Here is a 12,975-nt window from a genome sequence, read left to right as displayed (position 1 = left end):
ATTGAGGTGCGCTCATGAGTGCAGAGTTGCTGTTAAACGTCACCCCGAGTGAAACTCGGGTGGCGATGATTGAAGGGGGAATCCTTCAAGAAATCCATATAGAACGTGAAGCTAAACGCGGCATTGTTGGCAATATTTACAAAGGTAAAGTCAGTCGAGTGTTGCCGGGGATGCAGGCTGCGTTTGTGGATATCGGACTCGACAAGGCTGCTTTCCTGCACGCCTCTGACATTGTTCCACATACGGAGTGTGTTGCAGAAAGTGAAAAGCAGCAATTCCAAGTGCGTGACATCTCCGAGCTGGTGCGCCAAGGGCAAGATATTGTCGTACAAGTGGTGAAAGACCCGCTTGGAACCAAAGGCGCACGTTTAACCACCGATATTACGCTACCTTCTCGTTATCTGGTGTTTATGCCAGGAGCGAGCCATGTTGGCGTATCACAACGCATAGAAAGCGAAGCTGAGCGTGAGCGCCTAAAGAAAATCGTTTCTCATTATTGCGATGAGCATGGCGGATTTATTATTCGTACGGCTGCCGAAGGGGCAAACGAAAAAGAATTGACCCAAGATGCGGCATTTCTTAAGCGCCTGTGGTCAAAAGTGATCGAGCGCCGAGGCAAATACAAAAACCGCTCTATGCTGTATGGTGAACTGGGTTTAGCACAGCGTATTTTGCGTGATTTTGTTGGCACCGAACTGACCAAGATTCTCATCGACTCACGACTTGAGTACGAAAATCTCAAAGAGTTTACTTCCGAATACGTGCCAGAGTTGACGGCTAAGTTAGAGCTGTATCACGGCGATAAACCTATCTTCGACATGTACGATACGGAGAATGAAATCCAACGATCTTTGGAGCGTAAAGTGGAACTCAAGTCGGGTGGGTATTTGATCATCGATCAAACCGAAGCGATGACCACCATCGATATCAATACGGGCGCGTTTGTTGGCCGCCGTAATCTCGAAGAAACCATTTTCAACACCAATATCGAAGCGACTCAGGCGATTGCTCGCCAGCTGCGCCTGCGCAATCTTGGCGGCATCATTATCATCGACTTTATCGATATGGCTTCAGATGAGCACCGTAAGCGAGTGCTAACTTCTTTAGAAGCGGCGCTGGTGAAAGATCGGGTGAAAACCAATATCAATGGCTTTACTCAGCTTGGTTTGGTGGAAATGACGCGTAAAAGAACCCGAGAAAGCATTGAACATGTGCTCTGTTCGACTTGTCCAACCTGTGAAGGTCGCGGCAGTGTTAAAACGGTGGAGTCTGTCTGTTTTGAAATCTTACGTGAAATCACTCGCGTCAATCGTGCGTACGATGCAGATAAATTTGTGGTCTACGCCTCTCCCGCTGTGGCAGACACTTTGCGTGGTGATGAGTCTCACGCATTGGCGGAGTTGGAAGTGTTTATTGGTAAAGAAGTGCGCATCCAAGCCGAGCCGCTTTATAACCAAGAGCAGTTTGATGTAGTCATGATGTAAATAGGACATCGGGTGATTTCGACAGTAACCCGCCTCGGGCGGATCCTTATGTGGCTGCTAGTCAGCCTGTTGATTATGCTGGCTTTGGCAGTCACAGGCTTGCGTATTTTGCTGCCACAAATGAACCGTTTTCAGGCGGAAATTCAGGATTGGCTGAACCAAAACTCATCAGTACAACTGGCGATTGCTGATGTGCAAGGTTACTGGCGCAACACTCATCCCTCCCTGTCTTTGCAAGCCCTGCAAGCCCATTGGCCGGACAGTAATGACATTCAGCTCAATGCCGCTAGCATAGAGATTGAATTCGATCTGCTGCAATCGCTTTGGGAGCGGCAACCTGTGATTGCCGACCTCATCATCAATGGCATGGTGTTGGATCTCAGAGCGATTGATTGGTTGGCACTAGAGCAAAACCCTAACCCAAGACAATCTCGCCAAGGGCGAGTGGTGAAGCAGCTTGATGATTTGCTGCTTCGCCAATTGGATGATTTCACCCTCAAAAATTCTGCCATTCTCTATCAAACATTTGCCGGAGATCGGCGTCAGCTCGATATCGAAAAGCTGCGTTGGCAAAACCGCGGTCAGCGCCACTTCACTGAAGGGGTGGTCAGTATCGCAGGAACCAATATCAACTCTTTGCTAGTGAGTGCCAACTTTATCGATCACGGCTCGCTGCGCGATGTCTCCGGTGATTTCTACGTCAGCGCCGATAAAGTTCGCATACTGCCTTGGTTGACCCGTTATCTGAAAGATCAGACCGGTATTCAGAAAGGGCAACTGAGCTTTAATGCTTGGGCGACTCTCGAACACAATCAACCAGTCGATGGTTATGTTGAACTCAAGCCTTCCGAGCTGGTATGGCAACATGCAGAACAAACTCATGAGTTGCTGCTTGAGTCGGGGATTGTCGAGTTAAAACCGACCAAGCAAGGCTGGCAAGTGAATGCCCACTCACTGCGTTTGCGCAGTGATGATGCACTTTGGCCGCTGATGGATGTAGCAATGGATTGGCAGCCAGAACAGTGGCGGCTTAATCTTTCTCAACTGAATATTGAGAGCTTGCTGCCGTTAGCTAAGCTGATCCCCGAGTCTCAAACCCTAAATCACTGGCTCACCACGTTACAACCCAAAGGAACCTTAGAGGATGTGCGCATTATCAAGGGGAAGTCCTTGGAATCGTTACGCTACTCCGCCTCGTTAGTGGATGGTGGGATTACTCAGTGGGCGTTGTTGCCACAGGTCAATGCACTGCAAGCGCAAATTCAAGGTTCTCTTCGCCAAGCACGTATCCATGCGACTTTGGTGGATGATGTACTGCCTTATGGAGAGGTATTCCAAGCTCCGCTCAATATTCGCCAAGGTGAGGTGGATATGGTTTGGCAGCAAGGTGAGCAGGGTTGGTCACTGTGGGCGGATAAAGTCACGGTTGCTACGCCTGATCTGCAAGCGCTTGGTGCATTCCGTCTTGATTTTCCTGACAATGCCAGCCCATTCCTCTCTTTTTACACCGAGGCGGATCTGTTTAATGCGGGTGAAACATGGCGCTATTTGCCGGCTCTCGCTTTAGGACAAGAACTGACCGATTACCTTTCGACTGCGATTCAAGCTGGGCAAGTCAATACCGCGAAGCTGGTGTGGTATGGGGCGTTAGATCAATTCCCTTATCGGATGCATAACGGGGTATTCCAAGCTTGGGTGGGGTTGAAACAAGCCAAGTTTGCTTTTGATACGGCATGGCCACCGATCACTGATTTACAGCTTGACCTGCTGTTTGAAAATGATGCCATGTATCTGGACTCGCACTCAGCCACCTTGATGGATGTGACTGCAGAGCGGATCACCGGTCGCATTCCTGAATTGGCCGAGCTAGGCCATATCGAAATTGAAGCAGTGGCGAGTGCCAAACAAGGTAACGCGATCCGCAACTACATGATGGCAACACCTTTGGTGGATTCGGTTGGTGCGGCGCTAACCACGATTCAAGTCAAAGGCCCTGTGCGTTCCGAATTTCAGCTCAATATTCCGTTTCACAGTGGTGCAGAGCCACGTGCTTGGGGTTTTGCTGAACTGAATAATAACGCGGTGGATATTAATACTCCGCCGATGAGCCTGAAATCCGTTTCCGGAAAAATCGAATTTGATAATGATCGAGTGAGTGCGGCCGGCTTGGATGCTCGTTTGCTCAAACAACCGGTTTCGATTGATTTTACAGGTGAAGATGCCAAACGAGGCTATGCGGTCAGCATTGATATGATTGGCGATTGGGAAGTCAAACCACTGATTCCTTTTGTCGGCGAACGTTGGCTCAAGCGTGTTAAAGGCCATGCACCTTGGCAAGCCAGTATCGATATTCAGCTCAACGATGTCGGCTTTACTTATCAATTGGATGGTAAAGCGGATTTGAGAGCATTAGAAAGCCAATACCCATTCCCACTGAAAAAAGCGCTCAAGGTGAAAGGGCAAGCGCTGCTGCAAGCATCAGGCAATCAAGAAATGGTCTCGGCTCGTCTGCAATTGCCGCAAGCGAAATACCAAGCTGAAATTGATTTGACGCCTAAAGTCCCTGTATTGGCGGCCACTAACCTCGTTTTGGGGCAAGGCAGCTTTAAAATGAGCCCAGTGGTGGGGCATCATGTGCAATTGCGCAGCCAAGCCTTTAATCTCGATGAGTGGTTGAATATCGTCAGCGAGAAACCAGCAGTGAAAGCCAGCAAGTCCAAGCTCGCCAGTTTAAATACCCCAGCGATTCCTATGCCAGAGCGAATTGAAGTGGTGGTGAAAGATCTGATGCTCGGCGGCATCGAGTGGCATGACGTGAAGATGAATGCTCGGCGCAAAGATTTAGGTTGGCTACTCACTCTAGATAGTCAAGAGATCAAAGGCCAAGCCAATTATATTGAACCGTATGATTTGAGCATCGCGTTGGATCGCTTGCACCTCTTTTTGCCGCAGTTAGAGACCGATAGCCAAAAACCACTGCTGGTGGATATTGATCGTCAGAAATTGCCGCTGATTTCTGATTTTGATCGCCAGTTCCATCACTGGATACCTAACCTGACACTGACCATCAAAGATTTCTGGCTACAGGGCTATAAAATTGGTCAAGCGAATGTCGATTTTCAGCGCCAAGGCGATACGTTGCTATGGAAAAGCATCGACTTCACTAGTGGTAGTAGCCAACTGCATGTCAATGGTGCATGGACATTGACGGATAAGCAGAGCTACACCGAAATGAACTTGGATATGAAGGGGGATAACAACAGCGACCTGATGGCGCGTTTTGGAATCAGCTCTGGTATTCAACGTGCACCGTTTGAGCTCACAGCGAGTACCAAATGGGATGGTGCTCCGTGGTCAATGCAGGTCAACACGTTACAAGGCCAAGTGAATACTAAACTTGGTAAAGGGGTGATTTCTGATGTGAGTGGTGCGGCAAGGCTGCTAGGTTTATTTAGCCTTGATTCGATCATTCGCAAAATGCAGCTCGATTTTAGCGATGTGTTTGATAAAGGGATGGCATTCAACTCGATCACAGGCAGTGGTGAAATTTCACAAGGGGTTTTCGTCACGAACAACATCAAAATGGATGCGGTGGCCGGTGATATGACGATTAAAGGTTTAGCCGACCTCAACACCCGTACTGTGGATGCCGAAGTGAATTTCGTCCCTGATATTACTTCGGGAATCCCAGTGTTGACCGCCTTTGCGGTAACGCCTCAAACCGCGCTGTATGTATTGGCGATCACAACGGTGATTGCTCCTGTGGTGGAAGTTTTCACTCAGGTCAACTATGAAGTTAAAGGACCGCTCGATTCGCCCACGGTGAAAGAGCTTTCGCGTAGCAAAGGTGAATTTAAGTTGCCGGAAAAACTGCGCAAATTGGCAGAATAGGGAAGAAAATGCAACGAGTTGGACTGATCCAAATGACCTCTGGGTCAGAGGTAAGTGCCAATCTGGCTTACTTGCAAGAGCAGGTGGCGCTGCTCGCTCAGCAAGGAGCGCAATGGATTGTGACACCGGAAAATGCACTGCTGCTAGGTAATCGTGAACAATACCATCAGCAAGCGGAATCCTTGGATAACGGGCCGGTTCAGTATGCGTTGTCGAATCTTGCCAAGCAGCATGGTGTGTGCCTGCTCATCGGCAGTATGCCGATCCGCCACGCGAATGGCGTAACCACCAGCAGCCTGTTGTGGAATGCACAAGGTGAGCTGGTGGCGGTTTACGATAAACTGCACATGTTCGATGTGGATGTCACCGATGGTCATCAGCGTTATCGTGAGTCGGAAACCTTTACTCCAGGACAACAAGTGGTGGTGGCGGAAACGCCGTTTGGTCAACTCGGTTTGTCGATTTGCTACGATGTGCGCTTCCCGCACTTATACGCAGAATTACGTCGCCAAGGCGCACAGATTTTGTTGGTTCCAGCGGCCTTTACCGCGGTGACTGGCCAAGCGCATTGGGAAGTACTACTACGCGCCCGAGCTATTGAAACTCAATGTTGGGTGATTGCAGTCGGTCAGACTGGACGCCATCCTTGCGGACGCGAAACTTGGGGGCATTCGATGGTGATTAGCCCGTGGGGCGAGGTGATCGCTAATTTAGGCCCAACAGTACAAAGTAAAGTGGTAGAGTTTGATCTCACCACACTCGATTCTGTGAGACGCGCGATGCCGATTGAACAGCACACGCGTTTTACCCATCAATTAATAGAGAACACACACTGATGACGATGAACCACATTGAAGCGGCACTGCTAGCGCCTGCCGGACTGAGCGAACAAGATATTGCTGATACCCTGTCCAGTATTGCGACTCGCCAGATTGATTATGCGGATATTTATTTCCAGTCCAGTTGGCATGAATCTCTGGTGCTGGAAGACAGCATCATTAAAGATGGCTCATTCAATATCGATTGCGGCGTGGGCGTGCGTGCAGTCAGTGGTGAAAAAACCGGTTTTGCCTATTCCGACCAAATTCAATTAGAAGGCTTAAAGCAAAGTGCCATCGCGGCGCGTGGTATTGCTCAGCAAGGTCAAAGCCTGACCGTTCAAGCTTTCAAGCGTGCGCAACATCCACAGTTTTATGGCGCGAATAACCCACTGGAAAGTTGGGAGAAGCAGCAAAAAACCGAACTGCTGAAACAACTGGATGCGTACATTCGTACTAAAGAACCACTCATCACCGAAGTGTCAGTCAGCATCAGTGGTGTGCATGAACAGATTTTAGTGGCGGCTACCGATGGCACTTACGCCGGAGATGTTCGTCCTCTGGTACGCCTTTCGATTAGCGTACTAGCGCAAAAAGGCGATCGCCGTGAGCGTGGTAGCGCCGGTGGTGGTGGCCGCTTTGGCTATGATTACTTTTTACAAGAAGAAGCTGGTCAGAAAATCGCGTTTTCTTTCGCCGATGAAGCGATTCGTCAAGCACTCGTTAATCTTGAAGCGGTCGCGGCTCCAGCGGGTACTATGCCTGTGGTATTAGGCTCTGGTTGGCCGGGCGTGCTGCTGCATGAAGCGGTCGGTCATGGACTGGAAGGTGACTTCAACCGTAAAGGTTCGTCTGTTTTTGCGGGTAAAGTGGGTAAAAAAGTCACTTCCGATCTGTGTACGATTGTGGATGACGGTACGCTGAAAGATCTGCGTGGCTCACTCAACGTGGATGATGAAGGGGTGAGTGGTCAATACAACGTGCTGATCGAAAAAGGCATTTTGAAAGGCTACATCCAAGACAAACTCAATGCCCGTTTAATGGGTGTGGCACCGACGGGTAACGGACGCCGTGAATCTTACGCTCATCTGCCGATGCCGCGTATGACCAATACTTACATGCTGCCGGGTGAGCACACACCAGAAGAGATCATCGCTTCGGTGAAAAAAGGTATCTACGCCCCGAACTTTGGTGGCGGTCAGGTTGATATCACCTCTGGTAAGTTTGTGTTCTCTGCCTCTGAAGCTTACTTGATTGAAAATGGCAAAATCACCCGTCCAATCAAAGGTGCCACCCTGATTGGCTCTGGCATTGAAGCCATGCAGCAGGTCTCTATGGTCGGTAACGATCTGGCGCTGGATCGTGGTGTTGGCGTGTGTGGTAAAGCGGGACAAAGCGTACCTGTTGGCGTTGGCCAACCTACATTGAAGTTGGATGCTCTGACCGTGGGTGGCACTGAGTAATTCAGCTTCAATAAACATCACTGAAAAAGTATGCCGTAGCCGACATCGCTGCGGCATTTTTTATCTCGTCTTTTATCTCGATAAAAAACGGTTTTCAACGTGAATAATCGAAAGTGTCAATATGACTTTATCGAGTGATATTGTTTTTATTGCTTGGTCTAATTGACACAAAAAAAGTTGTATTTATTGTGTTAAATGCATTGAAAAACAAATAAATAGAATTTGGCACGTAATATGCGATGTCTTCAGTAAATCTAAGCTATCACAGCTTATCAATGAAACTGGAGAAGCATAATGTTCTGTATTCAATGTGAGCAAACCATTCAAACCCCAATCGCGAAAGGGTGTGCCTATGCCCAAGGGATGTGCGGTAAAACCGCAGAGGTGTCGGACTTACAAGATGTGTTGGTTTACGCACTGCAAGGTGTCTCTTTTTGGGCCAATCTAGGCCGTGCTTGTGGTGTGGCCATTCCTGAAATTGACCAATGGGCACCGAAAGCCTTTTTCGCCACGCTCACCAACGTTAACTTTGATCCAGAACGCATTGTTGAACTGGCGCTGCAAGCAGAAAGCTATAAACAGCAGTTAGAGCAAAAAGTCCGTGCGGCTGCGGTATTAACCGGTTTTGAGCTTCCTACGTTGTCACCTGCGGCGCAATTTTCTCTACCGACGGATAAAGCCGCCATCTTGGCATTCGCGCCAGCAGCAGCGGTAAACCGTGGCAAAGAGAGTTTGCATGAAGATGTGATTGGTTTGCGTCTGCTCTGTTTGTATGGTTTGAAAGGAGCGGCGGCCTATCTGGAACATGCGCGTGTGTTAGGACAAACGGATGCTGAGCTGTATGCGCAGTACCATCAAATCATGGCATGGTTGGGTACCGATCCTGTGGAGTTGAGTGCGCTATTGGATACGGCGATGCAAATTGGTCTGATGAACTACCGCATCATGGAAATTTTAGATAAAGGCGAAACCGAAACCTTTGGTCATCCAGAGCCGACGACGGTGAACGTCAAACCCGTCAAAGGCAAATGTATTCTGGTGTCTGGCCATGATCTGCATGATTTAGAGAAAATCTTGCAACAGACTCAAGGCATGGGGATCAACGTCTACACCAATGGTGAAATGCTGCCTGCGCATGCTTACCCAGAACTGAAAAAATACCCGCACTTGGTAGGTAACTACGGCAGTGCTTGGCAAAACCAGCAGAAAGAATTCGCTAACTTCCCCGGCGCGATCGTGATGACCTCGAACTGCTTGCTTAACCCTAATGTTGGGCAATATGCGGATCGCCTGTTTACTCGTAGCATTGTCGGTTGGCCGGGTGTGGCGCATATCGAAGGTGACGATTTCTCAGCCGTGATTGAATGCGCACTGGCACATGAAGGTTTTAAGCATGATGAGATTGAGCATCTGATCACCGTTGGTTTTGGACGTAATGCCTTAATGGCAGCAGCGCCTGCGGTGGTTGAGCAAGTCAAATTAGGCAACATCAAGCACTTCTTCTTGGTCGGCGGCTGTGATGGTGATAAAGCGGAGCGCAACTACTATCAAGACTTTACGGCACAAGCGCCGGAAGACAGCGTGATTCTGACCTTGGCTTGCGGTAAGTTCCGCTTCAACAAAAATGAGTTTGGCGCGATCAACGGTATTCCACGTTTGCTCGATGTGGGTCAGTGCAATGATGCTTATTCAGCGATTCAACTGGCGCTTGCGCTTGCGGAAACCTTCGAGTGTGGAGTGAACGATCTGCCGCTGACTCTGGTGCTCTCGTGGTTCGAGCAAAAAGCGATCGTGATCCTGCTGACCTTGCTCGCGCTGGGGGTAAAAGGCATCTACACCGGCCCTACCGCGCCCGCTTTCCTCACGCCAAATCTGATGGCGATCCTGCAACAGCAGTTTGATCTACGCAGTATTACTACGGCGGAAGACGATCTGCGCACCATTCTGGCGGCATAAGTGGCCACTCAGCCCCACAATGTGGGGCTGATGCCGATGAGGAGAAATAACATGTCTGCATGGGTAGAACAAGACAATGAAACCTTGGTTTGTGTGCGTAAATGGCAAGAAACCCCAGATTGTGTGAGCTTTGAGTTGGCGGATCCGCATCGTGAGCGCCAATTCAATTTTAAGCCGGGGCAGTTCGCGAACTTAGGTTTTTCCATTAATGGGCAGACGGTGTACCGCTCTTACTCCATCTGCTCGCAGGCTCAGCAGCCGTATTTACGTTTTACGGTCAAGCGAGTCGCGCAGGGGTTGGTGTCGCAACATGTGATGGATGAGTTGCAGTTGGGGGATAGCGTGATGGCCATGAAACCCCAAGGCCGCTTCAATAGCACCGATTGTGCGCCCAAATCCCGTGTATTAATGATCAGCGCGGGGTGTGGCATCACGCCAGTCATGGCGATGGCCAAAGCTTGGTTAACCGAACAGAGCGATAAACAGAACGATGCAAGAGAGATCGATTTTCTGCACATCGCACGCAATCCAGAACAAACCATCTACTGGCAAGAGTTGCAGCAGTTAGCGGTGCGGCATTCGAATTTCCAGTTGAAGCTGTTACTCAAAGACGCGGGTGAGAGTGGCTTTGCACAAGGTCGTTTAACACAGGAAACCCTGATTGAACAGGTGCCGGATTTGTTGGAAAGAAGCGTGTATCTGTGTGGGCCAGCAGGGTTTATGCAGGATGTGAGTGGTTATTTACAAGCGCTTGGCTTTGACATGGCGCATTTTCATCAAGAGAGCTTTTCTCCTGAAATGACGTCATTCAACGAGGGATATTCCGATCCCGCTATTCGCCAGCAAGTGAAAATTCGCGTGCCTGCCTTTGGAGTAGAGGTGGATGCGCCGAGTGAAAAAGTGCTGTTAGAAGCGTTAGAAACCGGAAAACTGCCGATCATTGCGGCTTGTCGCAGCGGTATTTGTGGTTCATGTAAATGCCGTGTGTTGGATGGTCGTGTCCGTCGTTTAAGCCAAGAAACGCTGAGTGAAGAGGAGATTGAGCAAGGCTATGTGTTGGCTTGCTCGACGTTGGCAGAATCGGATGTGGAATTGGCACTCAACTGAAGCGTTGAGGCGTGCTTGGCACGCCTAACTGACTTTTAAATACCGTCACGCTCAATCGGACAACTCATACAACGTGCGCCGCCGCGGCCACGCCCTAACTCATTACCGGGAATGGTCAGTACCTTAATGCCTGCTTTATCGTACTTTTCATTGGTATAGATGTTACGCTCGTAGCCAATTACTACGCCCGGTTTGACGGTCAGGACATTGTTGGCATCATTCCATTGTTCGCGTTCCGCTTCATAGCTGTTGCCGCCCGTAGTAATGATTTTGAGATAATCCAGCCCCAGCGCCGATTCAATCGCGTGGATATAGCTGGGTACTTGCTCCACGCGCATGTCACTGCCATCACCTTTGGGCGTCAGTCGCCAAGTCGCGAGATCTTTGCGCATTACTTCGGGATAGACGGAGAAAGTATCGACATCCATATGGGTCATCACCGTATCCAAATGCATGCAGGATCGATGTTTTGGCAGGCTGACCGCAATCACTTCGCGAGCTTCACCATGTTTGAACAAGGCGGCCGCTAAATTTTCTACGCCTTGGGGAGAGGTGCGTTCAGACATTCCAATCAATACCGCGCCTTTCCCAATCACCAGCACATCACCACCTTCAATGTTGGCATTGTCGTAGTGCAGATCATCCAGACCAAAATAGTGAATAAAGGGCTGCTGAGCAAACGTCGGGTGCCAGCGGTAAATGGCCCGCAAATGGTTGGTTTCACGCTGACGCGCGGCTTTCATCATTGGATTGAGTGACACGCCCCCATACACCCAGCAGGAGGTATCGCGAGTGAATAGGTGATTGGGCAGCGGCTCAATCACAAAATCGAGAGGCTGACGCATTTTCGGCAGCATGGAATCGGATTCTATTTGTAGCTCAGAATAAGCCAATCCGCCCAATAACACGGTGGCTAAGTGGTGATCGTCCAATGCGTTCAAATAATGGCGTAGATCGTGGGCAAAGGTCGGGCCGTAGCGAAAATCCCCAATTTGCGTTTCCAGTAGCCATTGTCTGGCTTCGGGAATGGCGAGCGTCTCTTCGAGTAAATCATGCAGTAGTAACACTTCCACATCTTGAGTGCGCAAGGTATTGGCAAAGGCATCGTGCTCAACGCCTGCCGCTTCCACGGCTAGAACATCATCAAACAAAAGCTCATGGCAGTTTGAAGGCGTTAAATGAGTCAACGCTCGCTCGGGACGATTTAACAGTACACGGCGCAGTTGCCCCACTTCAGATCCTACGTACAAACGGTTCATTGAGCTTCCTCTCTCTTCCTTTCACATGCGGCAGCAGGTTTAGCTTACGCTCACCTTGTCGTTTCTAGGCAAGCATCCCGCTGACCTGTAACCCCAAGCCGCTGGATATAGTTATGAACAGCTTTTTATTAAGTTGCAAGTCGCCCATTTGTTGTAAAAGTCTGTCTATAATAAATTTGCGATATATTTTATCGATAGTTGTTTTCTTTGTAATTTTTTATTCTAATTTTGCGAGTTGGGAGGATGCCTCCTTAAATTGCTTAGCTATGCGCAGCATAACTGGGGGCTTTTATGCGTTATAAGTTTAAATTTTAACTATTTATTCACAATCTATGCGTTATTGAAGTTGAGGATGAAATTTTTTCCTATTTTGGCGATTTTTTAGCTATGCATTATCGCGCCATAAACAGGCAATTTGGGGATCCGTTTTCACAGGCTTATTGAACACAGATTATGCTGAATTGGTGAGTTGCTAAAAAAATGTTAAAAATAAGGTGTAAGGGATGGATCTGAAGCCAAGCGAAAGATCTTCTCAGATCGTTTTGTGGCTAGAAATTCCTTTCAATCCATGCGATAGTGCGCCGCACAAATTACCGATCCTATTGACTATCTGGAGCACATTATGTCTCACCAAGATGATTATCTATCTGTAGAAGAATTAATCGAGATCCAAAAGGAAGAGACTCGCGACATCATTCAAGCCCTGCTCGAAGATGGCAGTGATCCAGATGCCTTGTATGAGATCGAGCACCATCTGTTTGCAGAAGAATTCGAAAAGCTGGAAAAAGCCGCAGTAGAAGCATTCAAAATGGGTTTTGAAGTGCTTGAAGCTGAAGAAACTGAAGATGAAGATGGTAACAAGCTGCTGTGCTTTGATGCGACCATGCAATCGGCTTTGGATGCCAAACTGATTGATGAACAAGTAGAAAAACTGGTCAATCTGGCCGAAAAATTCGACATCATCTACGATGGTTGGGGTACTTACTACGAACACCCC

At 48.9% G+C, this 12,975-nt stretch carries 8 protein-coding genes; 7 read left to right on the top strand and 1 reads right to left on the bottom strand.

The window, feature by feature from the left end:
* The first annotated feature begins 14 nt into the window (after positions 1-14).
* The 6 genes from rng (at position 15) to VOA_RS17110 (ending at position 10,719) form a co-directional block, all read left to right on the top strand.
* Complete coding sequence (rng, locus tag VOA_RS17085; protein WP_001271876.1) at positions 15-1,484, top strand: ribonuclease G; 1,470 nt, start codon at positions 15-17, stop codon at positions 1,482-1,484.
* A 12-nt stretch (positions 1,485-1,496) separates the two neighbouring features.
* Positions 1,497-5,375, top strand: coding sequence for a YhdP family protein (locus VOA_RS17090; protein WP_032468124.1), 3,879 nt, complete (start codon positions 1,497-1,499; stop codon positions 5,373-5,375).
* Between the two features lie 8 nt (positions 5,376-5,383).
* On the top strand, positions 5,384-6,211 hold the full coding sequence (locus VOA_RS17095; protein WP_001189982.1) for a carbon-nitrogen hydrolase family protein: 828 nt from the start codon (positions 5,384-5,386) through the stop codon (positions 6,209-6,211).
* Entirely contained in the window at positions 6,211-7,656 is a 1,446-nt protein-coding gene (gene tldD / locus VOA_RS17100) for a metalloprotease TldD (protein ID WP_000178435.1), read from the top strand. The genes VOA_RS17095 and tldD overlap by 1 nt, the downstream gene beginning before the upstream one ends.
* Positions 7,657-7,950: 294 nt before the next feature.
* The gene (hcp, locus tag VOA_RS17105; RefSeq protein WP_000458655.1) at positions 7,951-9,612 is read left to right on the top strand and encodes a hydroxylamine reductase; all 1,662 of its coding nucleotides are present in this window, start codon (positions 7,951-7,953) and stop codon (positions 9,610-9,612) included.
* A gap of 51 nt (positions 9,613-9,663) precedes the next feature.
* Complete coding sequence (locus VOA_RS17110) at positions 9,664-10,719, top strand: hybrid-cluster NAD(P)-dependent oxidoreductase (protein ID WP_001277256.1); 1,056 nt, start codon at positions 9,664-9,666, stop codon at positions 10,717-10,719.
* Between the two features lie 35 nt (positions 10,720-10,754).
* Here the strand turns inward: VOA_RS17110 and arcA are convergent, their stop codons facing one another.
* A complete protein-coding gene (gene arcA, locus VOA_RS17115) occupies positions 10,755-11,978 on the bottom strand; it encodes an arginine deiminase (protein WP_001081175.1) in 1,224 nt (407 codons plus the stop codon).
* 622 nt (positions 11,979-12,600) lie between these two features.
* On the opposite strand from arcA, the gene rraB reads away from it, so the two are divergent.
* Positions 12,601-12,975 (top strand): ribonuclease E inhibitor RraB (gene rraB / locus VOA_RS0117160; protein WP_000019336.1); only part of this gene is annotated, 375 nt, incomplete at its 3' end.

This window comes from Vibrio sp. RC586, assembly GCF_000176715.1.
In the GTDB taxonomy this organism is placed as follows: domain Bacteria; phylum Pseudomonadota; class Gammaproteobacteria; order Enterobacterales; family Vibrionaceae; genus Vibrio.
Note: the sequence above shows the minus strand (reverse complement) of the source record. Positions and strands in the feature narration are given on the sequence as shown.